At 25.8% G+C, this 22872-nt stretch carries 20 protein-coding genes, 1 pseudogene and 1 other annotated feature; of the genes and pseudogenes, 18 read left to right on the top strand and 3 right to left on the bottom strand.

Annotated features, from left to right (window positions below; genetic code table 11):
* The first annotated feature begins 93 nt into the window (after nt 1-93).
* The 9 genes and pseudogenes from ACH36K_RS16765 to ACH36K_RS16725 all read left to right on the top strand — a co-directional run bounded on the left by ACH36K_RS16765 (nt 94) and on the right by ACH36K_RS16725 (nt 9498).
* Nucleotides 94-1488, top strand: coding sequence for a PLP-dependent aminotransferase family protein (locus tag ACH36K_RS16765; RefSeq protein ID WP_411168732.1), 1395 nt, complete (start codon nt 94-96; stop codon nt 1486-1488).
* 79 nt (nt 1489-1567) lie between these two features.
* Nucleotides 1568-2752 carry a pentapeptide repeat-containing protein gene (locus ACH36K_RS16760; protein WP_411168731.1) on the top strand — a complete coding sequence of 395 codons (1185 nt, stop codon included), beginning with the start codon at nt 1568-1570 and terminating at the stop codon, nt 2750-2752.
* 415 nt (nt 2753-3167) lie between these two features.
* Entirely contained in the window at nt 3168-4292 is a 1125-nt protein-coding gene (locus tag ACH36K_RS16755; RefSeq protein ID WP_411170723.1) for a tyrosine-type recombinase/integrase, read from the top strand.
* Nucleotides 4293-4297: 5 nt separating this feature from the next.
* Nucleotides 4298-6247 (top strand): annotated as a pseudogene (locus ACH36K_RS16750) (tyrosine-type recombinase/integrase).
* Complete coding sequence (locus ACH36K_RS16745) at nt 6247-6621, top strand: DUF6262 family protein (RefSeq protein ID WP_411168730.1); 375 nt, start codon at nt 6247-6249, stop codon at nt 6619-6621. The pseudogene ACH36K_RS16750 and the gene ACH36K_RS16745 overlap by 1 nt, the downstream one beginning before the upstream one ends.
* Complete coding sequence (locus ACH36K_RS16740) at nt 6608-6772, top strand: hypothetical protein (RefSeq protein ID WP_411170732.1); 165 nt, start codon at nt 6608-6610, stop codon at nt 6770-6772. Before ACH36K_RS16745 ends, ACH36K_RS16740 begins: the two co-directional genes overlap by 14 nt.
* Nucleotides 6773-6913: 141 nt before the next feature.
* Nucleotides 6914-7408, top strand: coding sequence for a DUF2975 domain-containing protein (locus ACH36K_RS16735; RefSeq protein WP_411168729.1), 495 nt, complete (start codon nt 6914-6916; stop codon nt 7406-7408).
* Nucleotides 7409-7422: 14 nt separating this feature from the next.
* Nucleotides 7423-7629, top strand: a complete 207-nt coding sequence (locus tag ACH36K_RS16730; RefSeq protein WP_411170722.1) for a helix-turn-helix domain-containing protein — start codon at nt 7423-7425, stop codon at nt 7627-7629.
* Nucleotides 7630-7644: 15 nt separating this feature from the next.
* On the top strand, nt 7645-9498 hold the full coding sequence (locus tag ACH36K_RS16725) for a DUF4153 domain-containing protein (RefSeq protein WP_411168728.1): 1854 nt from the start codon (nt 7645-7647) through the stop codon (nt 9496-9498).
* 83 nt (nt 9499-9581) lie between these two features.
* On the opposite strand, the gene ACH36K_RS16720 is transcribed toward ACH36K_RS16725, so the two are convergent.
* A complete protein-coding gene (locus ACH36K_RS16720) occupies nt 9582-10742 on the bottom strand; it encodes a glycoside hydrolase family 3 protein (RefSeq protein WP_411168727.1) in 1161 nt (386 codons plus the stop codon).
* A gap of 230 nt (nt 10743-10972) precedes the next feature.
* On the opposite strand from ACH36K_RS16720, the gene ACH36K_RS16715 reads away from it, so the two are divergent.
* From ACH36K_RS16715 to ACH36K_RS16685, 7 genes are all read left to right on the top strand, one after another.
* Complete coding sequence (locus tag ACH36K_RS16715) at nt 10973-11653, top strand: hypothetical protein (RefSeq protein ID WP_411168726.1); 681 nt, start codon at nt 10973-10975, stop codon at nt 11651-11653.
* 59 nt (nt 11654-11712) lie between these two features.
* Nucleotides 11713-11939: a binding site (T-box leader), on the top strand.
* 61 nt (nt 11940-12000) lie between these two features.
* Entirely contained in the window at nt 12001-13662 is a 1662-nt protein-coding gene (gltX, locus tag ACH36K_RS16710; protein ID WP_411168725.1) for a glutamate--tRNA ligase, read from the top strand.
* A gap of 193 nt (nt 13663-13855) precedes the next feature.
* Nucleotides 13856-14038, top strand: a complete 183-nt coding sequence (locus ACH36K_RS16705) for a MarR family transcriptional regulator (protein WP_411168724.1) — start codon at nt 13856-13858, stop codon at nt 14036-14038.
* Between the two features lie 298 nt (nt 14039-14336).
* Complete coding sequence (rsgA, locus tag ACH36K_RS16700) at nt 14337-15371, top strand: ribosome small subunit-dependent GTPase A (RefSeq protein WP_411168723.1); 1035 nt, start codon at nt 14337-14339, stop codon at nt 15369-15371.
* A gap of 1 nt (nt 15372) precedes the next feature.
* On the top strand, nt 15373-15825 hold the full coding sequence (locus tag ACH36K_RS16695) for a GNAT family N-acetyltransferase (protein ID WP_411168722.1): 453 nt from the start codon (nt 15373-15375) through the stop codon (nt 15823-15825).
* A gap of 249 nt (nt 15826-16074) precedes the next feature.
* Entirely contained in the window at nt 16075-16647 is a 573-nt protein-coding gene (locus tag ACH36K_RS16690) for an RNA polymerase sigma factor (RefSeq protein WP_411168721.1), read from the top strand.
* Nucleotides 16640-18064, top strand: a complete 1425-nt coding sequence (locus tag ACH36K_RS16685) for a DUF4179 domain-containing protein (protein WP_411168720.1) — start codon at nt 16640-16642, stop codon at nt 18062-18064. Before ACH36K_RS16690 ends, ACH36K_RS16685 begins: the two co-directional genes overlap by 8 nt.
* Nucleotides 18065-18181: 117 nt before the next feature.
* Here the strand turns inward: ACH36K_RS16685 and ACH36K_RS16680 are convergent, their stop codons facing one another.
* Together ACH36K_RS16680 and ACH36K_RS16675 are read right to left on the bottom strand one after the other, a co-directional pair.
* Nucleotides 18182-18784: a DUF445 domain-containing protein gene (locus ACH36K_RS16680; RefSeq protein WP_411168719.1), complete on the bottom strand. Its 603-nt coding sequence runs from the start codon at nt 18782-18784 to the stop codon at nt 18182-18184.
* 261 nt (nt 18785-19045) lie between these two features.
* Nucleotides 19046-20704 (bottom strand): glutamine--tRNA ligase/YqeY domain fusion protein, encoded by a 1659-nt coding sequence (locus ACH36K_RS16675; RefSeq protein WP_411168718.1) that lies wholly within the window; start codon nt 20702-20704, stop codon nt 19046-19048.
* 350 nt (nt 20705-21054) lie between these two features.
* Between ACH36K_RS16675 and ACH36K_RS16670 the strand changes: the two genes are divergently transcribed.
* Both ACH36K_RS16670 and ACH36K_RS16665 read left to right on the top strand, forming a co-directional pair.
* A complete protein-coding gene (locus ACH36K_RS16670) occupies nt 21055-21948 on the top strand; it encodes a CPBP family intramembrane glutamic endopeptidase (RefSeq protein WP_411168717.1) in 894 nt (297 codons plus the stop codon).
* A 145-nt stretch (nt 21949-22093) separates the two neighbouring features.
* Nucleotides 22094-22852: a DeoR/GlpR family DNA-binding transcription regulator gene (locus ACH36K_RS16665; RefSeq protein WP_411168716.1), complete on the top strand. Its 759-nt coding sequence runs from the start codon at nt 22094-22096 to the stop codon at nt 22850-22852.
* The last annotated feature ends 20 nt before the right edge of the window (nt 22853-22872 follow it).

The following is a 22872-nucleotide window of genomic DNA, read 5'->3' as shown; positions in this document are numbered from 1 at the left end:
ATTAGCAATACTGTTGATATTATTATATCATAGACTGGTTCTTTGGTAAGTATCAGTTTTTGTATAATTAATAGTATCAGATGGAGAATGAAAATGGATATTTTAACTATAGCTTTAGACAACAATAATAGTGTTCCTTTATATATACAATTATATAATTTTATAAAAAACGAAATACAAAATGGGAACATAGAATCTAAAAGTAAGCTACCTTCAAAAAGAAAGTTATCTAAGCATTTAGAAATTAGTCAAAATACAATAGAATCAGCCTATGAGCAGCTTATTGCAGAAGGGTATATTATATCTATTCCAAAGAAGGGTTATTATGTATCAGAATTGCAAGGAGTTATTAATATAAATAATAATATTAAAAGAAAAGATAACAAAAGTACATTTAGAAAAAAATATAAGTATGAATTTTTTTCAAGTAGAGTAGATTTAGAAAGTTTTCCTTATACGATATGGAGAAAAATAAATAAGGATATTATTAATGAAGAAAACAGAAATTTATTACAAATAGGTCATTCTCAAGGAGATAGAAACTTACGAGAAGTTATTTCTAATTATTTGAGATTTTCTAGAGGAGTTAATTCAACTGCAGATAATATAGTTATTGGGGCTGGAACTGAATATTTAGTACAACTTTTAATAAATATTTTAGGAAATAGCAAAATATATGGAATGGAAGAACCAGGATATTATAAAATAAGAAAAATATTAAAAAGTCATAATATAGATGCTAAAGCTATAAAAATAGATAATCAAGGAATTAATGTAGAAGAACTATGTAATAGTAAAGCTGATATAGTTCATATAACGCCTTCTCATCAGTTTCCAACAGGAGTTATTATGCCTATAAGTAGAAGGATGCAAGTATTAGCTTGGGCTAAAGAAAAAGAAAATAGATATATTATAGAAGATGATTATGATAGTGAGTTTAGGTTTGAAGGAAAACCAATTCCTGCACTTCAAAGTTTAGACACAGATGGAAAAGTTATATATTTAGGTACTTTTTCAAAATCCTTTGCTCCTTCTATTAGAATAGGGTATATGGTGTTGCCAGATGAGTTAATAAAAATATATAGAGAAAATTTTAGTTTTTATGCTTGCACAGTTTCTAGAATAGATCAACAAGCATTATATAGGTTTATAGAAGAAGGGCATTTTGAAAGACATTTAAATAAAATGAGAAATATATATAAGAAAAAAAGAGAGTTTTTAGTAGCATCAATAAAAAGATATTTATTAGGAACAGAAATAATAGGAACAAACTCTGGGCTGCATTTACTATTAAGAGTTAATAATGGTATGAATGAAGAAGAATTAATAAAAAGAGCAGAAGAAAAGGGAATTAATATTTTAGGTTTATCAAGGTCGTATTTTAATGTTAAAGTTGATACGGCTACAGTTTTTTTAGGGTACGCAAGTTTAACTTGTGAAGAAATAAAAGAAGCTATAATTCAATTAAAAGAAGCATGGAATTTATAATATATATATATATGTTTAATTAAAATATAATTAGGAATAATAATATAAGTAATAATAGCAACTAGAAGGAGTTTATATTATGGCTTATATTAACTTTAAAGAAGAAGTAAATGTTTCAAAGATACAACTAGAAAAAAGACTTAAAAATAATGAAAAATTGTTTAATGAAATTAGATTAAACAAAAACTTACCAAAAGAATATGTTCCAAATGAAAAGTATAGTTATAAGGATTTTAATGAATCAGTTTTTGGTGGTGGACATCCAAAATCAGAAGATGAATTTGAAGAAATAAGTAATACTGATATAGTATGTTCTAAATTTATTAATTGTAGATTTTCTAATATAAAATTTAAATCCTGTAGATTCATTGGATGTCAATTTAGTAATTGTGATTTTATTGGTGGAGGGGTAGTTTTTGAAGAATGTATTTTTATTAAACAAGAAAGTGATGTAATACCAAATCTTAATAAAGAAGATAATTTTTCATGTGAGTTTAATCAATGTAAAATATATGCAAAGTTTTTAAGTTGCAACTTAAGCCATTTAGTGTTTGATAAATGTGATTTAAAGGATACTAATTTTGAATTAAGCGATATGACAGGTGTTATGATTTTCTATTCAGATTTAAAAATGATAATAATTATAGATACAGATTTATCAGGAGTAAAAATAGTAGCTTCATATATAGAAGACTTAGAATTTAGAGATAAATATAAAAGTAAATTAGATGAAAAATCTTTTATAGACAAGGTAGAACCAAAAAAGAAAACAAGAGATGAGTATGAAGGAATTTATACTGTATATGAAACTATAGCAGATAAATTTAAAGAAAATAATTTAAATAATAATTTTGGTGAATATTATTATTTATGCAAAAAAATACAAATGAAAACTTTAAACCCATTACCTAAAATAGTTTCATTTCTTAGCTTAGTAACTTGTGGATATGGTGAAAGACCTTTATATGCTGCATATTTTTCATTATTTATAATATTTGTATTTTCAATATTATATTTAATATTTGGAATTAAAGTAGATGAAGAAATAATAAGATATAGCTTAGGAAATAAACCTACATTAACAGAGTTTTTAAAAGACTATAACGAATCCTTAAATTTAAGTACTGGAATGTTTGCCGGTGTTGGGCTTAATGAAGCGCAACCAGCTCCAATGGCATATATGCTTAGCAATATAGAAATGCTTCTAGGAGTTTTGATGATGGGTATCGGAATAGGGGCATTAGTTAAAAAATTAGTAAGATAAAAGTTAAAATATAAAAAGAGGTGTATCAAGCACCTCTTTTACTTTTACATTTTTATTCAATTTAACTACCACTTAATTAAATTCTTCTTATATACATAATTAATAATACTTCTTCGAAATTATTATGTTAAATAATTGAATAAAAGTATTATAATGAAATATTTCTTTAATAAAGAATAAAAAAATATCGTTTTTCAATAAGAAACTCTTGATAAATAAATTTTGAAGTGATAATATATATTTAATTCAGGAAGAAATATAGTGTAGAAAACTAAACTGTATTTATAGTAATTTAAATAACACTTTCATAAAGAAAAATAACTAAGGTTACGAAATAAATAGTTGTGATAAAAGTAGTTAAGATAGTAAACACTATGGTTAGATAAAAAAATAACTATAGGAGTGAAGAATGAGTATGGAAGTTGTAAAAGTTAAAACTGATGAAGGTAAGGAAAGATACTATCTTGCAGATAGTAACGGATTACCTGTTGAAGCAGTATTAAAATTTATTAGATTTAAGGATAATACAAACTACTCAAGAAATACTTTAAGAATGTACTGTCAGCATTTAAAGTTATATTTTGAATATTTGGAGCAACGAGAAATTAGTTTTCAAGATGTTACAATAGATGATTTAGCTTTATTTGTTAATTGGCTACAAAATCCTTATGAAAGTTTAAAGGTTATACCAGCACACCCTACTGATACAGCAAGAACACCAAGGACAATAAATATTGTTATAAATACAGTATTAGCTTTCTATGATTATATTTTAAGACATGAAGAATATAGCAATAATATATCAGATAGACTTAAAAAGTTTGTATCTACACCAAGTAGAAATTTTAAAGGATTTTTATATGGTATAGCTTATGATAAAAAGAAAGTTACAAGCAATATATTAAAGTTGAAAGTTCCTAAGTCAAAACCTAAAACTTTAGCTAAAGCTGAAATTACAACACTTATAAAGACTTGTAATAATTTAAGAGATAAGTTTTTATTAACATTGCTTTATGAAACTGGCATACGCATCGGCGAAGCCTTGTCATTATGGATTGAGGATTTTGATGTTAGCGATATGGTCATTGACATTAAAGATAGAGGTCAGCTTGAAAATAATGCTGAAATCAAAACCGTATCAAGTCCAAGAAGAATAGATATATCACAAAATCTTGTAGATATGTTTATGGAATATGTAGCAGAATATCATGCTGATGATGTTGAAACTAATCATATTTTCATTAGAATTAGCGGTAATAACAAAAATAAAGCTATGACTTATACGGATGTTGATAATTTATTTAGAATGTTAAATAGAAAAACTAACATATATGTTACACCACATATGTTCAGACATAGTTCATTAACCGTTCTTAGAATTGCTGGATGGCAACCAGAGCTTTTAAGAATAAGAGCTGGTCATAAAAATATCTATACAACAATGAATACTTATATACATCCTTCGGATGAAGAAATATCGAGAGAGTTTGATAAAACTCAACCAAATTTAGAATTAGATATTTATAGCGAAGGAGAATAATACGTATGAGTAATTTACAAAAGATAGATAATCAACAAAGTAAATATGATGAAATAATTGAATATCTTAAACAAGATAATGGATATTGGTTAAAAAATGATAAATGGGATATAACAAAAGAATTCTTCATTGGGGGAAAAGTTAGAAGTCAAAGATATATAGATTTTTCAAATATAAAAAGTGCTTCTTTAAAAAATGAAATCAAATATTTTTTTGTATATAAATTTAAAGAAAATTTCCTAACCAATAGAGGAATTGTTCGTTTAAATACATCATTAAAATATTTCTCAGAATTTTATATTGAAGATTCATTATTAGAATTAAATAGAGAAAAAACATTTATAAGGTGGAAACTTTTTTTGATAAATAAAGGCATTAAATTTGATATAAATGAAAAAAGCTATTTTGGGTTTTCAAATTATTTAATAGATTTTATTCAAGCTTTCTATGATAACAGAGAGGAAATTGAAAAAGATATATGGTATTCAAAGAATATTAAAGGTGCTAGGATGCCTGCAAGTGGAGTTAATCACACTAATAATAATTCCATTAATTTTACTAAAATACCTACTTACTATAGAGAGACTGTAAAAGGATATTTTAAAACTATAATAACTAAAAAAAGTTGGAATCATTGTTTTCAGATATTAAATAACTTAAATTACTTCTTTGGAAAATTCTACTCTAATAACTATACTGATGGATTCATAGAGAATTTAACAAGGCAAGATATAGAGAATTATTTGTATTGGTTGGGCAATGATTATGAGGATAAAAATGCTACTTACAAGAGTAAATTTATATCTTATGTGCGAACATTTTTAGAATATATTCAAATGGCTCAGTATGATAAAGCACCTAAAAAGGAAGTATCGTTTTTAATATTCCAAGATGATATTTCAAAGAGAGAAAGGCTACAAGATGAAATAAAAAGAGTTAAATTTGTTCCAGAACCCGTATTAAAGCAATTAGATAATAACATTATGGATATAGATAGACCACAATTTATCCAAATTTATATTTTACTTCGTGAAACGGGATGGCGAGGAACAGATATATTGAATCTTAGATATAATAATTGTTTAGAGCAGATATGGAATAGTAAAGAACAAACTTACAACTATTATCTTTGTGGAGAAATAACTAAAACGGGTATAGCACAACTTAAAATTCCTATAAGAGATAAAGTTGCTGAAATGGTTCAAAAATCTATTGGTAAGGCTAAATCGTTAAGCACAGAAGAAAATAACCCTAATAAGTATTTATTTAATATTTATGAAGGAAAACTAAAAGGTAAACCGTTAGCGAAGCAAAATTTACTACAAACTATTAATAGGCTTATCAAACAAAAAAATATTAGAGATGTTAATGGTGAATTGTATCATTTTAGATTACATTCTTTAAGGCATACAAGAGCTAAAGAATATGTAGAGCAAGGTATGGGTATAAGTGTTATACAATAGATTTTAGGTCATCAAAGTTTGCAAATGACGGTTCATTATGCAACTGTTAGTGAAAATATTCTTTACGAGAAATTGAAGAATACAGAGGATTTGGAGTTATTTAAAGTTAATACTGAAACTAATGAATTAACATCAATAGATACTTCAACTGATGTTGGTGAAAATCTTGTTAGATATGAATATGTTAAAAAGAACTTAGATGCTGTTAGAGTTCCATTTGGAGTATGTTTTAAACCGTCTAAGTTGCCTTGTAAGCAACAGATGAACCATTGCTTAACTTGTGCAAGTTTCTGTACTACAACCGAAAATATTCCTGAATATGAGGAAGAAATAGAAAAAGTTAAATCTCAAATAGAGATTAGTAATAGATGTGGTAGAGAACTTTGGGCTGAAAAGAACAATCAATATCTAAATATATTGGAACAAACCTTACAAAAGGTAAAGGAGCAAAAGTTGGTTCATAAAAACGGTAAGTCAAGGGAGGATTCATAATGTCTGGAAGTACTAAAGGATTAAAAGAATATGCAAAGCATAAAAGTAAAGTGACTTTAGAAAGAGTTGATAAAGCCATTAGAGAACTTTCGTTGACGGAGCAAAAGATTAACTTTAATAGTGTTTCACAGTTAAGTGGAGTTTCTAAGACTTATCTTTACAATAACGAAGAAGTTAAGAACAGAATCGAGGAGCTTCGCAAGAAGCAACTAAGTAAAACTATGAATCAAAGAGCTAAGTATGATAAAACTTCCAAATCAAAAGATATTATTATAATGGCTAAAGATAAAAAAATAAAAGAATTGGAACAAGAAAATAAAAAGCTCAAAGAACAATTAGAAGTTCTTCGGGGGAAATTGTATGAGAAAATGTAATGTACACAATTGTATTATTATGTTCATTAATGGGGGAGGGGTAAATATGCTTTTAGGCATTCTTATTGAGGGTTCTAAAATTATATTATTGCTATCAATTCTAGTCACAGTAAAAGAAATTCTAAAGTTTTTGAAAGATAAAGAAAAATAAATATTTATGATTAAAACTGCATAGAGTAGTTCTACACAATTTAATCATAGACTACATAGGTTATATGTAGTCTATGATTAAATCAAGTAAAATAAAGCTTTGTGTCGAGATATACACGAGATATAAAAAGGAGAGATTAAAGTGGAATTAAAAGAAGAAAAATTTTTATCTAAGGTATTATCAGTAGTTCTTAATATTAGTATTTTATTTGGAATAATCCTTACAATTAGTTTGTTTTATACAATTTTTTATAAAGGAGGAATACAAGAGTTTATTATAAATAAAGGCTTAATTACAGCATTATTAGTGATAGGAATAAGTAGTTTATTTTATATAGTCTTTCAACTTAGAGGTATAATAAAAACTTTAGTAAAAGGGGATCCATTTGTTAGATCAAATGCAGTAGCTTTCAAAAAGATTTCATTAGCATCATTAATTATATCATTATGCTATTTTTTTAATTTATTCATAAATTCTAACCTTAAAGAGTTTAAGTTTATATATGTTGATAATATGGGGATTCATACAGATATGGAAGTTTTCATATTCTTATTTGCAGCAGCATTTATATTTATATTAGCAAAGGTTTTTGATAAGGCAGTTACTTTTAAAGAGGAAAATGATTTAACAATATGATGAAGGAGAAGAGTATGGCTATAATTGTGAACTTAGATGTTATGATGGCAAAGAGAAAAATATCCTTAAATGAATTAGCTGAAAAGGTTGGAATAACAAATGCAAATCTTTCTATATTAAAAAACAATAAAGCTAAAGCAATTAGGTTTTCAACTTTAGAAGCTATTTGCAAGGAACTTAATTGTCAGCCAGGAGATATCTTAGAATATATAGATGAATAAAAAGGAGGAGCATAGATGGTCAATGCTGTTTGTTTAGTTTTAATGAAGGATGAAAAGATTCTTTTATTAAAAAGGTCAAAAAATAGATTACCAGTTATAATAATGAAAGGAGAAGAAACTCCAGAAGAGTGCGTAAATAGGTGGAAAAAAGGATCTATTGAAGTAGAAGATGCACAAATTATTAATTATAACAAAAAAATTAATGTAGATGAGTATAATATTAGTTTAATATTTATGGATGCTACTAATTTAGATGTGAAATTAGTAGATGAAAATTTAGCTTTTGAAGAATGTAGATGGGCAAATAATATCAACAAAATTGAAAATGAATTTTTAAAATATATAGTATTACAGTGTAATCTAAATAATTATAATTCTATTGCAGTAGAAGCATTAAAAGATTCTATTAACATGAAAAAAAATTACAAGATAAAAAATTCCATACTAAATATTGAAAAAGAGAATATGGATACCAAAAAGGCATTAATGCTTATAGCACTTTCTTTATTGTTTGGAATATTATTTTCTAAATTTATTTTTGGATATTTAGGTATTTCTTTAGTAATTTTAAATATTTTAATGATAGCAATTTTCTTTGTTACAGTTGGAGCAAAAAATAGAAATTTATTAGGATATTTTTTCATATTATCAAGCTTTCTTCTGTCCTGTAGTTACGCAATTTTTACAAATGATTTATTTAGAACATTAAATTTATTTGTAGTTCCAATATCCTTATTCTCAGGATTTTTATTATTAAGTTATAATAATATTCCCTTTAAGTTATTAAGTTTTGGAACTGCTTTTCTTGAAATAATAGTAGGGCAATCTGTAGAGAATTCATTTAAACTTCCTAAAGTAGTTAAAGCTTCCTTGAAGAAAGATACTTCAAAAAAAGAAAATAATAATATTAAATCAATATTAACAGGTATATTAATATCAGTACCTTTAATTATAGTATTGGGAAGCTTACTAGCTGGAGCAGATGAGATTTTTAATTATTATTTAAAAAATATATGGACATATATAAATATACAGAATTTTTATGAATTAATATATAAAATTATCGTAGCACTAATAGTAATGTTTTTAATCTTTGGTTTATATTATAGTTTAAATTCTACTAAAATAAAGGAAATAGATAACAATACTACAAATAAGCCTTTTAATTCAGTTACTGTAATAACAGTCTTGATATGCATAATTGCTTTATATTTAATATTTACTAAAATACAAATTTCTTATTTATATTTAAATAAGGAGTTGCCAAATGGATTTGACTTTGCAAATTATGCAAGAAAAGGTTTCTTTCAATTAGGTACTTTAGTAATAATAAATTTAGCTATAATAACATTAATGATTTTTAAAACATCTACTAACAGTAGCATTATGAAAAAATCTTTAAATTCTTTATATAGCATAATAACATTGCTAACTATAAACATGGGAGCTTCAGCTATATACAAAATGAATTTATATATAGAAGCATTTGGTTACACTAGATTAAGAATTTTAGTGCAAGTTTTTACAGTTTTTTTATGTCTAGTGTTAATAATATTAATGATATTTATATGGAGCAAAAAAAGTTTGTTTAAACCAATATCTATTGTTGGGTTATCTATGTATTTGTGTTTAAATTATTTTAATATAGATAATTATATAGCAAAAAAGAATATGGAAATTATGAATTCAAATAATGAAATAGACGTATGGTATCTTATTACATTATCACAAGATGCATATGATTCTATAACAGAAGGATATAAGCAAGGAACGATAGAAGATAAAGATTATAAATATTGGAAGAATAGAAGGATTGATAAAAAATTAAAGTGGTATGAATACAACTATTTTAACAGTAAAGGAAAATAAAGAAGAATAAAATAAGTAAATTATAAAAAGGAGTTCTATAAAAATAATCTTTCTATTATTTTTATAGAACTCCTTTATTTTGTTTAAAGTATTCCTAAATCAAATTTCCAATTAAGAATTCTTAATACAGATTCATTTATACGATCTTCTGTAATTACTCCATTTTTTAAAGCTTCTAATACAGAGTGAATTTGAATATGAAAATCTGATGCAATTATTAAATCATTGCCAGCAGTTATTGCAAGTACTGCCGAAGTAGAATCTCCTATATACTCCTTTATAGCATCCATTTGTAAATCATCAGTCATAATAATTCCATCATAATTCAATTCATTTCTAATAATTTTATGAACATTAGGTGAAAGAGATGCTGGAAGATTTTCATCCATAGATTTTACTATATTATGAGAAACTAATATACTTTCAGATCCTGCTTCTATGCCTGCTTCAAATGGTAGAAAATCAGAATTTTTGAATGTATCATAGCTTCTTTCGTCAATAGATATACCTGTATGAGTATCTATATTATTACCATAACCAGGAAAATGCTTTAAAGTAGAACCTATTTTATTTTCTTTCATAGTACTAACTACTGTTTTTATATATTGAGCTGTTTCTAATGCATTTTTACCAAAGGTTCTTGGATAAATATAATCATCTGGATTTATAGATACATCACAAACAGGAGCTAGATTAACGTTGATTCCTAAACTTTTTAGTAAAGTGGCTTTTTCTTTTGTGTCACTAATTATTAAAGGGTATCCTCCTTCATTATATAAATCCTGAGGAGAATAGAAGGGAATAGCTCTAAACTCAGAGTATCTGCTTAATCTATTAACTATTCCACCTTCCTCGTCTATTCCAATAAGTAGCTTTATTTTAGATGAATTTTGATATTCTTTTATAGTATTAGTTAAAGATTCTTTTGTTTCGTTATTTATGTTAGCATCAAATAAAATATATCCACCAATATAATATTTTTTTAAATCTTCTAATGCACTATCTTTTCTACATCTAACGAAAAACATTTGTCCAACTTTCTCTTCTAAGGACATTGTTTTAAGTAAATTAGAAGCTTTTTCTCTATTTGATAATGAATTTTTTTCAGGTATAGAATAAGGATTTGACTCATTGTTAGAATCTTCATTTATTATATTATAATTATTATTTAAGAATTTATTTATTAAAAATCCTGATAAAATTGATAAGATTATAAACATTAGAACTAATAAAAATTTTTTCATAATTAAATTCTCCAAGTGTTATTTTAATATATTATAAATAAGAATTTTATTAATATATTTCTCTGTATACTATGATTATAACCCAAATTAATTGCTTTATATTCAATGTAGTAAGCTTTAAATCTGAATATGAGTCTTAGAAAGTTATTTATAAGATTATTAACTATATGAAATGGTAAAGAACTTCCAAATTGAAACGATAGTATAATTAAAGCTAAGGGGGAGATTTTATGCAAATTCAAAGACTAAATAATTGGAACAATCCAATATATAATAAGCTTAAAGAAGCTTCAGAAAATCAAAAGAAAGAAAAAGTAGAGGATGGAAAAAGTATCACTATAGAAAAATCCTCAAATCAAATAATAAAAAACTTACAGAGACTAAAAGAAGATTTTAAAGAACAAAAAAGAGAGCTTCAAGAAACTGAAATGGACCCTAAAGAAAAAAGAATGAAGCTTGAAGAACTAAATAAAAAAATTGCTGAAATAGAAGCAGAAATACAACAAATGAGATTAATAGAAAAAGAAAAAGAGGCCTTAGAGAAACAGCATAAGCTAGAAGAAAAAAATAAAAAGGATGAAATTATTAATTCTAAAAACAAAATGAACTTTAATGAAAATATTGATGGAATAATAATTGAAGACAGCCTAAAGAAGTTAATAGCAGCTAAACATAAATTAAGAAATGCAAATGATTTTGGTAAAACTAAAGCAGTACTAGAAGTAGAAAGAGGGTACTTAAAACTTACTGGAAATGAAAATTCTTTTGTTGATAAGCAATATGCTAAATTAACTAAAGGAATAAGAGGAATAGAAAATAGAATTTTATATGAAGTAGGAAAAGCTAACAAAGAAGTTAGTGATAATTATAAAGATAAGAAAGCTTTCAAAGATGAAAATAAAAAAGAATAAAGTATAAATTATTTACAAAGGGGAAATGTAAAGTTATAATGTTACTGGTAACAAATAAATAAATGGCATTGAAAGAGAAGAGTATATAGAATTTTAATTTAAAGAGATCTGGGGAGGGTGTAATCCTAGAAGTTAAATCTATAGAAAGAAGCTCTTGAGCTATAAACTGAAAAAGCATATATTTGCAAGTAGGTTTATGGGATTCTCCCCTTAAAGAGAATGAGTGGATTAATTTTTAATTAATCAATTTAGGTGGTAACGCGGAATTTTGTCTTTCGTCCTAAGGTTTTTAGGATGGAAGACTTTTTTATTTATATAAAATTTTAAACTACGGAAGGAAGATAAATATGAGTTTTGAAAAATTAGCAGAATTAATATTTCCAAATGTTGATAAGACAATAGAAGATTATACTTCACAATATCCAAAAAGAAATTTAAAAGAAGGTGCTGTTGTTTCTAGATATGCACCATCACCAACAGGATTTCAACATATTGGAGGGGTTTTTGCAGCCTTAATAAATGAAAGGTTAGCAAGTCAAACAGATGGTATTTTTTATTTAAGAATAGAAGATACTGATCAAAAAAGAGAAGTAGAAGGTGCAATATTAGATACAATTCAAACAATGCATAACTTTGGAATGAATTTTAATGAAGGAATGACTGGAGATAATACATCTAAAGGAGAATATGGTCCATATAGACAAAGTGAAAGAGCTGAAATCTATAAATCTTTTGCAAAAGATTTAATTAAAAAAGGTTTAGCATATCCTTCTTTCGATACACCAGAAGAATTAGCAGAACTTAGAGAAAAACAAATTGCAGCTAAAATAACTCCAGGATATTATGGAGAATTTGCTAAAGATAGAAACTTAAGTCCAGAAGAATATATAGAGAAAATTAAAAATGGTGAAAGTTATATAATTAGATTTAAGTCACCTGGAAATATCGAAAATAGAGTAGAGTTCCATGACTTGATAAAGGGAGATATAAGCTTCCCAGAAAATAATCAAGATATAGTTATAATAAAGGGAGATGGACTTCCTACATATCATTTTGCACATGCTGTAGATGATGCCTTAATGAGAACTACTCATGTTATTAGAGGAGAAGAATGGCTATCATCTTTACCTATACATGTTCAATTATTTGATGTATTAGGATTAGATAGACCTAATTATGCACATATACCAACAATAATGAAAAACGATAATGGATCAAAAAGAAAATTATCAAAAAGAAAAGATGCAGAAGCAGCAGTTTCATATTACAAAGAAGTTGGATATCCAATGGTATCAGTAATTGAATATTTATTAAACATAATAAATTCGACATTTGAAGATTGGAGAGCTGAAAATCCAAGCTTAGATTATCATGAATTCCAAGTTGCTTTAGATAAGATGAGTAAATCAGGAGCTTTATTTGATATAGTTAAATTAAATGATGTAAGTAAAGAAGTTATTTGTAAAATGAAAGCAGATGTAGTTTATGACTATTATACAGCTTGGGCTAAAGAGTACGATAAAGAGATGTATGATTTAGTAACAGCAAATGAAAAGATGTCAAAAGAAATCTTCGATATAGATAAAGAAGGTCCAAAACCAAGAAAAGACTTTGCAAAGTGGGATGAAGTAAGAGGGAAGGTTGATTATTTCTTTGATGAATTATTTAATAAAGAAACATCAGAAAATGTTGAACTTCCAAAGACTTTAAGCTTAGAAAATGCAAAAGAAGTAATAAAAGTATATAAAGATAAATTTAACTTTAATGCAGGAAGTCAAGAAAATTGGTTTGAAGATTTAAAGGTTATTGGAGCAGAACTTGGATATTGTGCTAATAGAAAAGAATATAAAGCAAATCCAGATGCCTTTAAGGGAATGATTTCCGATGTTGCTGGAGCTGTAAGAGCTGCTATATCACATAGAAGTAACACTCCAGATCTTTATACTTTAATGCAAATTATGGGTGAAGATAATGTAAGAGCGAGATTTGAAAAGTTTATAAATCTATAAGATAAAGACTATGGATTAAATTTTGATTTCATGTAATTTTTTATTATAACGAAATTTACAATTTAATTCATAGTCTTTTTTATAAGAAATGTAAAAATAATTATTATCTTTAAAAAAGTAAAATTAACTATTGAAAGATAATTAAATAATTATGTAAAATAATAATAGGAAATTTATAAAAGGAGATGAACTTATGGATAATTATAATGTAATACTTGAATGTTTTGAAAAAAACAATGAGCCAATGAATGCTACTGCAGTTGCAGAAAAGACAGGAGTAGACAAAAAAGAAGTTTCAAAAGTTATGGATAAACTAAAGAAGGAAGAAAAGATTTATTCTCCAAAAAGATGTTACTGGCAAATAAAAAATGACTAAAAGATTTTTAAAGGACTGAAATAGTCCTTTTTTCATATATATTACAAAATAAAAATAAAATTTTGTATACAAATATCAATATAAAATATAAAATATATTATATAAATAATGGTAATAATGTAATGCTTTGTTATATATTTATAAAGTATTTATGCCATTAATTATCTGGAAGGATGTGATGTTTTATGATGAGTTTAGTAAGAATTAATAGAAACTATATTGTTGTTAATGGGAAGGTGACTACAGTATAGCAATAAATTAAATATCCTTCCCAATATGTTTTATTTTGGGAGGAAAAATGAATAATAAAAACTTACTAGAATTAGGATTAAATGAAGGATACATTAAGGAAGCAAGTATTTATAATGAAAACTTATATATAGGAAGAATTTCAGTACAATACAAAGATATTTATAAGGTTTTTACAGAAGAAGGAGAAGTATTTGCGAGGGTATCTGGTAAATTATCATATTCTTCAAATAGTATCTTAGATTATCCTGTAGTGGGAGATTGGGTATTATTAGATAGAGCAGATAATAAAAATGGAGATGCTATAATTCATAAAGTGTTATCTAGAAAAAGCTATTTTTCAAGAAAGATTGCTGGAAGTAGGTTTGATACACAAGTTGTTGCAGCAAATATTGATTTTACATTTATATGTATGGCATTAAATAATGATTTTAATATTAATAGGCTTGAAAGATATATAGCTGTAGCATGGGAGAGTATGGCAATACCAGTTATAATATTGACTAAGTCAGATTTATGCGAGGATATAGATGAAAGACTTAGGGAAGTTGAGGAAGTAGCTGTAGGTATAGAAATATTAGTAACTTCAAGTTTAAATGGAAATGGATATGAAAAAGTTAAAAAATATATTAAAAGTGGAATAACAATAGCTTTTATAGGCTCATCAGGAGTAGGAAAATCTACTCTTATTAATAAGTTATTAAATAGAGAAGTATTAAAAACTAATTCAGTAGATGAAAATGATAAAGGAAGACATACAACTACTCATAGAGAGTTATTTCTATTAGAAGATGGAGGAGTAATTATAGATACTCCTGGAATGAGGGAGCTTGGGTTAATGTCTGCCGATGTTGATAAGTCCTTTAGCAATATTGAAGAATTAGAAAGACAATGTAAGTTTTCTGATTGTACTCATAGAAATGAGCCTAAATGTGCAGTGAGAGAAGCTATTGAAAAAGGGGAGTTAGATCCAGAAAGACTAGAAAGATATAGAAAACTAAAAAAAGAAGAAGAATATAATTTATTAAAGTCTAAGCAACAAGAGAAGCAAAGAATTAAAAATATGATGAAGGGTAAGAGATAAAATGAGTATATATTTAAAAGATATTAATGAAGATAATTTATTAGAATGTGCACTCTTAACCACTAATAAGGATGGGAAAAATTATGTTTTTGAAGAATTTGTTGCCTCAAATGCTTTTTCTATTGCACAATCTAAAATTCAAAAAGGATGGACTGTAAAAGCAATATATAATGATGATTTAATAATTGGGTTTACTATGTATGGATATTGTTATGAGTATGATTTTTATGAAATATGTAGGTTTATGATAGATCATAAATATCAAGGCAAGGGATATGGAAAAATTTCATTAGGTAAAATAATTGATGAAATGAAGAAGCTTAAGGATTGCAAAGATATATATATTTCCTTTGATCCAAAGAATAATATTGCTAAAAGTCTTTATGAAAGTATTGGGTTTAAAGACACAGGAAGAATTATAGAAGATGAATTATTATACCAATTAACAATATAAGAAAATAAAGTTAAAAATAAAAGAAGATAGATATAAGAGAGAGCAATTCATATTATGAGATGCTCTCTTTTATTAAGCAATTAGAATAAAAATATTATACTAAGAAATTAAAATAAACAGTATGAAAAAAATTAATAAAAAATAATTGATCTTAAATGTAACTTTTAATGGAACCTTTAATTTAAGATATACGTCTAATTAAGTGAAGATAAGTTAACATAGCTATGTTAGAAGGGGAGGGGATATGTAATGAACACTTCTAATATTATTCCTATAGGAGTATTTAATAAATTTAAAGATGAAAAGCTTAAGAAAAATAATGTTAGATTAGCTATAGATGGAGATAGAGAGGCATTTAATAGTTTAATTAAAGAAAATTTAGATTCTCTATATATTGTAGCTAGAGGGATTTTAAATAGTGAATATGATATAGAAGATGCTATTCAAAGCACTATATTAAAAGCTTATGAGAAAATTTTATATTTAAAAAATGAAGAATTTTTTAAAACATGGATAACAAGAATTTTAATAAATGAATGTAACAACATAATAAGAAAAAATAAAAAGATTACTTATATTGAAGATTCACAAATCAATAATGAAATTTATGAGGATAAATATAAAAATTTAGATTTAATTAAAGCAATGAATTCATTAAATTCTGATTTAAAGATAACTATGTGGCTATTTTATTTCAATGATATGTCCATAGAGGAAATAAGTAATACTTTAAAAATACCTAAGGGGACTGTAAAGTCTAGATTAAATAGAGGGAGAGAAAAGATTTATAATATTATGATTGAAGGTGATAATCATGAATAAGTATGATAAAGATAAAGTTAATGAAGCTATCAAAGAAGAAGTAAGAGATATTAAAATAGATATGCCAGATACTCTTAAAAGTAATGTGCTGAAAACTTTGGAAAACTTACCGGATAGAAAAATAAAAAGAAAAAGTAATTTTAGAAAAGTATCTGGATTAGTGGCTGGAGTTATAATCTGTATGTTAGGATTTAATATATTTATGCCGACATATGCAGAAAGCTTACCACTTATAGGCCCTACTTTTAAAAGTATAAATGATGCTATAGGCGTTGGTGATAAATATGTAAAAGGCTCTAAGAATATAAATATAACAAAAAAATACGAAGATACTACAATGACAATTAAAAATATTTACTATGATGGAGTTGAACTTGCAATAGCATATGAGTTAAAGTCAGAAAAGGGATTTGATGATAAACCTATAATATTCCCTATTATAAAAAGTGGATTTAAAGATATAAATTATAAAAATGAAGAAAATGACGGTGAGTTCATAGATGAAAATACTTATGTTGGACTAGCATCTTATGCACTTACAGAAAATGAATTATCAGATAAGGCAAAAATAGAATTTATAGTTAATGATTTATATGGAAATTGGGCTGGATATTATCCTGAAAAGTTCAAATTTAAGTTTTCTATAGATTCGAAGGACATGGGAAAAGAAAAATATAAAGTAAATAAAGAAATAAAATATGATGATAGTATATTTAAGATTAAGGAGCTAATTACATCAAAACTAAATACTATTATTTATTTAGATACAGATATACAGTTTGTAAAGGATAATGAAAATAATTCAAAGAATTTTTGGGAAAAGTACACATTGAAATTTTGTGTGCAAGATGATAAAGGAGTTCCTTTAAGTATGATAGGGGGATCAGGTCGTGGAAAAAATGTAAATGATGAAAGAGTTAAAGGAGATTATTATTGGAGATATGAAGGTATTCCTGAAGAAACAAAATCAATAACTCTTATACCTGTTATAAATGAAAGTAATTATAATAGAGAATTAATGATAGAGAAAATTAATAAAAATAGTGAAACAATAATGAAGTTAGAAACAGGAGAAGAGTATATTATAAAAAATATTGAATTTAAGGATGATAAAACTGTAATAGATGTAAAAGTTAAAAAATATATAGATAGGTTGGATAATATAGGAGTTGAAGTTTGGGATGAAGAGAAATTAGAAAAATATAAAAGCTCTAATAATGGTCAAGAAGAAAATTGGTATAAGGATACAAGAGATATAGAAATTATAGAAACTAAATTTAATGGGATAGATGATGGTTACAACTTCACCCTAACATTACCAGCATTGGATAAGAATAAAGAGTATTTTATCACTAAGATGAGTAGTGGAGATAAAATATTAGAAAATGAAAAAATAACTATTAATTTAGATGAATAATTTCTAATAATATATAAATATCATTAAGCTAAAGATACTGTATTACTATAACTTTGTAATACAGTATTTTTATTGATTTTTTTAGTAAGACTATGTAAAGTTATATATTTTTTAATTTTAAAGGCAAATAACTAAAACTCCTTGAAGCAAACCAATAATAGCACCTAAGACTAGTCCTAAAATTTCAATATGTTTTAATTCTTTTTTTGCAACTTTAATTATTATATCTTCAAGTTGCACTAGGTCTAATTCATTAATTTTTTCTTCAACAATTTGTTGAATATTTACCTTTTCTTTTGCCTTTAATAATAAGTCATCACTAATTTCATTAATTGCAATTGGAACTTCCTTATCTAAAATTTCATCAATATAAGGAGAAGCCATCATTCTAAAAGGCATAGGTATAATATTTAATTTCTCGTTTATTATATTTTTTATTTTATCTGTTATGTAGGAATTAAAATCTTCCCCATCAGAACTTTTAAGAGCTTGGTTTAATATATCATCTATTGAGAGCAATTCATTAGAAATTATTTCGCCTATATTAGCAGCAATTTCATTTTTTCTTTTAGGAATTAGTCCTAAGATTTCAATATTTAAAATTGGAATTTTAACTGGGGTAATAGGTCTAAATAAAAGCTTAATAGCCAAAATGTTAGTTATCCAACCAATTAATCCCCCAACTATAGTTAACATCGAAATAGTAAATAAAGTATTCATTTAAGTAAGCCTCCTAATTATGTAAAACTTATAATCAATAATGCTAAATTATATATAAATAACTTAGCATTAAATAAAATAATAAAACCTATAGATAATTTTATAGGCAATATATAAATTTTTCAAGGAAAATTTGACTGATTAGTATAAAAAATTGAGATTTAAATTATAAATTAAAAAAGGTTGCTTTTGAGCAACCTTTTTACAAAAATATATTAATTTAGTTTCAATTAAGTATCATCTTATTTTAAAATTCATTAATTATAGTTTAAATGAGCTTTTTAATGATACGATTCTATTGAATACTAATTTATCATCAGTAGTGTACTTAGGGTCTACATTAAAGAAACCATTTCTTACTAATTGGAATTTATCTTGTGCTTTAGCTATTGTAGCAGTAGTGGCTTCTATGAAGCCTTCTAATACTTCTAATGAATTAGGATTTATTTGTTCTAAGAAGTGCTTACCCTCATTTTCAGGAGCATCATCTAGTATTAATGGCTCATAAAGTCTAAATTCAGCAGGCTTAGCACTGTTAGCGTCTACCCAATGAATAGTTCCTTTAACCTTTCTACCAGTAAATCCTGAACCACTCTTAGTTTCTGGATCATAAGTACAATGTAATTCTATAACATTGCCATTTTCATCTTTTATAACATCATTACATTTTATAAAGTAAGCACCGATTAATCTAACTTCATTACCAGGGAATAATCTAAAATATTTTTTTACAGGTACTTCCATAAAATCATCTTGCTCTATATATATTTCTCTTGAGAATGGAACTTCCCTAGTACCAGCTTCTTCATTTTTAGCGTTGTTTGGAATTGGTAACATTTCTGTTTGACCTTCTTGGTAGTTTGTTATAACAACCTTTAAAGGTCTCATAATAGCCATAGCAGCATTAGCTTTTAGTTGAAGATCTTCTCTTATGAAGTATTCAAGCATTTGTGAATCTACAACTGAGTTTGCTTTTGAAACACCAATAGCGCTACAGAAGTTTTTTATAGCTTCAGGAGTATATCCTTTTCTTCTTAATCCTGATACTGTAGGCATTCTTGGGTCATCCCAACCATCAACAATCTTTTCATCTACTAATTGCTTAAGTTTTCTTTTACTCATAACAGTATTAGTAATGTTAAGTCTTGCAAATTCTATTTGTCTTGGGGTGCTTTCCATTTCACATTCTCTTACGAACCAATCATAAAGTGGTCTATGATCTTCAAATTCTAATGTACAAATAGAATGAGTTATTCCTTCAATTGCATCTTCAAGTGGATGAGCGAAATCATACATAGGATATATACACCATTCATCACCAGTATTGTGATGAGTAGCATGTGCTATTCTATATATAATAGGATCTCTCATATTTATATTAGGAGAAGCCATATCTATTTTAGCTCTTAATACCTTTTCTCCATCTTTAAATTCACCTTTTTTCATTCTTTCTAATAAATCAAGGCTTTCTTCAGTAGTTCTGTTTCTATAAGGGCTTGCTTTACCTGGCTGAGTTAATGTACCTCTGTGTTCTCTTATTTCTTCAGGTGTTAAATCACATACATAAGCTAATCCTTTTTTTATTAAAAGTTTTGCTTTATCGTACATAATATCAAAGTAGTTAGAAGCAAAGTAAATATTATCCCAGTTTCCACCAAGCCATTTAACATCCTCTTTAATTGAATCTACATACTCAGTATCTTCCTTAGTTGGATTAGTGTCATCAAATCTTAAGTTAAACTTTCCATTAAATTCTTTTGCAAGACCTGAGTTTAAAACTATTGATTTAGCATGACCTATATGTAAATAGCCATTTGGTTCAGGTGGAAAACGAGTGATAATCTCATCATGTTTCTTGCTTTCTAAATCTTCAATTATTATGTTTCTTATAAAATTAGATGAATTAATTTCATTTGACATATGCATACCTCTCCTGTACAAATTTATCTTTTTATTAGGTTTATATAATTAGTTATATACTATTTTTTACTTTTAAATCAGTTATTATATTTATTAGTGATTATTAATAAAATTATGTATATATCTATATAATAACACTTTAGTTTTACTTTTAATTTTAAACCAAGGAAGAAAAAAAATAAAGATATAAGTATGGTAAAATAAAGTTTTTTATGAGTATTTAACCAAAGGTTATGATATTTTTAGTTTATTTTCTTTATATTGTAATAAAAGTAAATATAGTGAAAGTGTTAATTTTAGTATATAATTATATTTATAAGAAATAAAGCTATTATTTAAGGGGGAAAAGAATGAAGGGAAAATTTAAAAGCTTTTTTGCTGCCGTAGGATATTTACTTTTGGCTTTTGTTATTCAGATAGCTGTTTTTGTAATTGGGGGAATAGCTATAGGAATATATTATGTTGTAAAAAGTCTGACACAAGATGGAGCAGAATTAGTAAGTAATTTAGACAATATGGATGTGATGATTAATCAAATAATAGGATTAACAAGTACCATGCTATTAATTTCTTCTATAGTAACTGTATTAGTATTTATGCTAATTTATAAAATAAGAAAGAAAAAGCTAAAAGAAGAAATTCTTTTAAGAAAAACAAATAGCACAAATATAATTATTGCAGCTGGATTAGGACTATCTGTATGGCTTTTTAATTCAGGAGTATTAACTTTAATTCAAAATAATGGACTTTTACCATCATATTTTGCAAAGATGGAGGAAATGCTTTCACCTTTAAGTGATGGAAGTGTATTTATAGCAATATTAACTGTAGGAATAGTTGCTCCATTTGCTGAAGAATTTTTATTTAGGGGGGTAGTATATAAAACATTAAGTAAAAATATATCTTTAAAATGGACAATAGTAATACAAGGAATATTATTTGGAATTTATCATGGAAATCTTATTCAAGGTATTTATGCAGCGTTTTTAGGTATTATATTTGGATTTGTGACCTATAAAACTAAATCATTGATACCAGCTATAATAATGCATATGGTAAATAATACAATTGCAGTAATATTGCCAGCATTTATATCTGAGTATCTTATGTCAACTGGTACTAATATAGGTTTTATTGTAGTTGGAAGTATAGGTATGATAATATCACTTTTCTTTATTACAAAGAAAAATATTATTAATGATAATAAAATAGAAAGCTTTGATAACTACGGTAATTTAAGTTAATTTTTGAAAGCTAGTATGAATTTGAGAAAATTTATACTAGCTTTTTAACTTGAAAAAAAGCAGTCAATGATATAAAATGATACTAAACAATAATAAATGATAACATATAGTTATTTGAAATTATGAGAGGGTGAGCGATTTGTTTATGGAAGAAAGACTAGAGGATATATTAGAATTGTTAAAGAAAGATGGAAAAGTTAAAGTTAAGGATTTAAGCGAAAAGTTTAATGTATCAGAAGGAATGATTCGTAAAGATTTATGTAAATTAGAGAAGTATGGTAATATTAAAAGAACATATGGTGGAGCGATTTTAGAAAGAAGAATAATTCATAATGACAATACAACTTCAAGAATTATAAGTAATATTAAAGAAAAAGAAAAAATTGCAAAGATGGTTATAGATGAGATAGAGGAAAATGATGTAGTATTTATGGATATTTCTAGTACAAATTATACTGTTGCAACTATGATGTATTCATTTAAAAAGAATATAACATTAATAACAAATATGAATAGAATTGCTATGGCTTTTGATTCAATACCAAATGTAGAAGTGATACAATTAGGTGGTATTTATAATAAGAAAACAGGGGGAACTATAGGAACTTTTACTGTAGATGAGATCAAAAAATTTAAAATAGATAAAGCATTTATTGGGGTTGGAGGAATCAATATAGAGGATAATTTTGTAAGTAACTTTAATTTAGTTGAAGTAAGTACAAAAGAAGCACTTATAAAAGCAAGTAAAAATAGATATTTAGTTACAATAAATGAGAAGTTTTATAATGATGGATCATATAAATTTTCTACACTAGATGAAATTGATTATATAATTACAGATAAGAAACCAGATGATAATATAATAGAAGGTTTAGATAAGTATAATGTAAAAATAATATTTTAAATAATAATTGGGAGTGATAA

This window comes from Clostridium sp. MB05 (assembly GCF_046581255.1).
Classification (GTDB): domain Bacteria; phylum Bacillota; class Clostridia; order Clostridiales; family Clostridiaceae; genus Clostridium.
Note: the sequence above shows the minus strand (reverse complement) of the source record. Positions and strands in the feature narration are given on the sequence as shown.

Excerpts from the sequence above, each read along its gene's own strand:
- ACH36K_RS16765 (WP_411168732.1), top strand. The coding sequence starts at position 94 with ATGGATATTTTAACTATAGCTTTAGACAACAATAATAGTGTTCCTTTA.
- ACH36K_RS16760 (WP_411168731.1), top strand. The coding sequence starts at position 1,568 with ATGGCTTATATTAACTTTAAAGAAGAAGTAAATGTTTCAAAGATACAA.
- ACH36K_RS16755 (WP_411170723.1), top strand. The coding sequence starts at position 3,168 with ATGGAAGTTGTAAAAGTTAAAACTGATGAAGGTAAGGAAAGATACTAT.
- ACH36K_RS16745 (WP_411168730.1), top strand. The coding sequence starts at position 6,247 with ATGTCTGGAAGTACTAAAGGATTAAAAGAATATGCAAAGCATAAAAGT.
- ACH36K_RS16740 (WP_411170732.1), top strand. The coding sequence starts at position 6,608 with ATGAGAAAATGTAATGTACACAATTGTATTATTATGTTCATTAATGGG.
- ACH36K_RS16730 (WP_411170722.1), top strand. The coding sequence starts at position 7,423 with ATGGCTATAATTGTGAACTTAGATGTTATGATGGCAAAGAGAAAAATA.
- ACH36K_RS16725 (WP_411168728.1), top strand. The coding sequence starts at position 7,645 with ATGGTCAATGCTGTTTGTTTAGTTTTAATGAAGGATGAAAAGATTCTT.
- ACH36K_RS16720 (WP_411168727.1), bottom strand. The coding sequence starts at position 10,742 with ATGAAAAAATTTTTATTAGTTCTAATGTTTATAATCTTATCAATTTTA.
- ACH36K_RS16715 (WP_411168726.1), top strand. The coding sequence starts at position 10,973 with ATGCAAATTCAAAGACTAAATAATTGGAACAATCCAATATATAATAAG.
- gltX (WP_411168725.1), top strand. The coding sequence starts at position 12,001 with ATGAGTTTTGAAAAATTAGCAGAATTAATATTTCCAAATGTTGATAAG.
- ACH36K_RS16705 (WP_411168724.1), top strand. The coding sequence starts at position 13,856 with ATGGATAATTATAATGTAATACTTGAATGTTTTGAAAAAAACAATGAG.
- rsgA (WP_411168723.1), top strand. The coding sequence starts at position 14,337 with ATGAATAATAAAAACTTACTAGAATTAGGATTAAATGAAGGATACATT.
- ACH36K_RS16695 (WP_411168722.1), top strand. The coding sequence starts at position 15,373 with ATGAGTATATATTTAAAAGATATTAATGAAGATAATTTATTAGAATGT.
- ACH36K_RS16690 (WP_411168721.1), top strand. The coding sequence starts at position 16,075 with ATGAACACTTCTAATATTATTCCTATAGGAGTATTTAATAAATTTAAA.
- ACH36K_RS16685 (WP_411168720.1), top strand. The coding sequence starts at position 16,640 with ATGAATAAGTATGATAAAGATAAAGTTAATGAAGCTATCAAAGAAGAA.
- ACH36K_RS16680 (WP_411168719.1), bottom strand. The coding sequence starts at position 18,784 with ATGAATACTTTATTTACTATTTCGATGTTAACTATAGTTGGGGGATTA.
- ACH36K_RS16675 (WP_411168718.1), bottom strand. The coding sequence starts at position 20,704 with ATGTCAAATGAAATTAATTCATCTAATTTTATAAGAAACATAATAATT.
- ACH36K_RS16670 (WP_411168717.1), top strand. The coding sequence starts at position 21,055 with ATGAAGGGAAAATTTAAAAGCTTTTTTGCTGCCGTAGGATATTTACTT.
- ACH36K_RS16665 (WP_411168716.1), top strand. The coding sequence starts at position 22,094 with ATGGAAGAAAGACTAGAGGATATATTAGAATTGTTAAAGAAAGATGGA.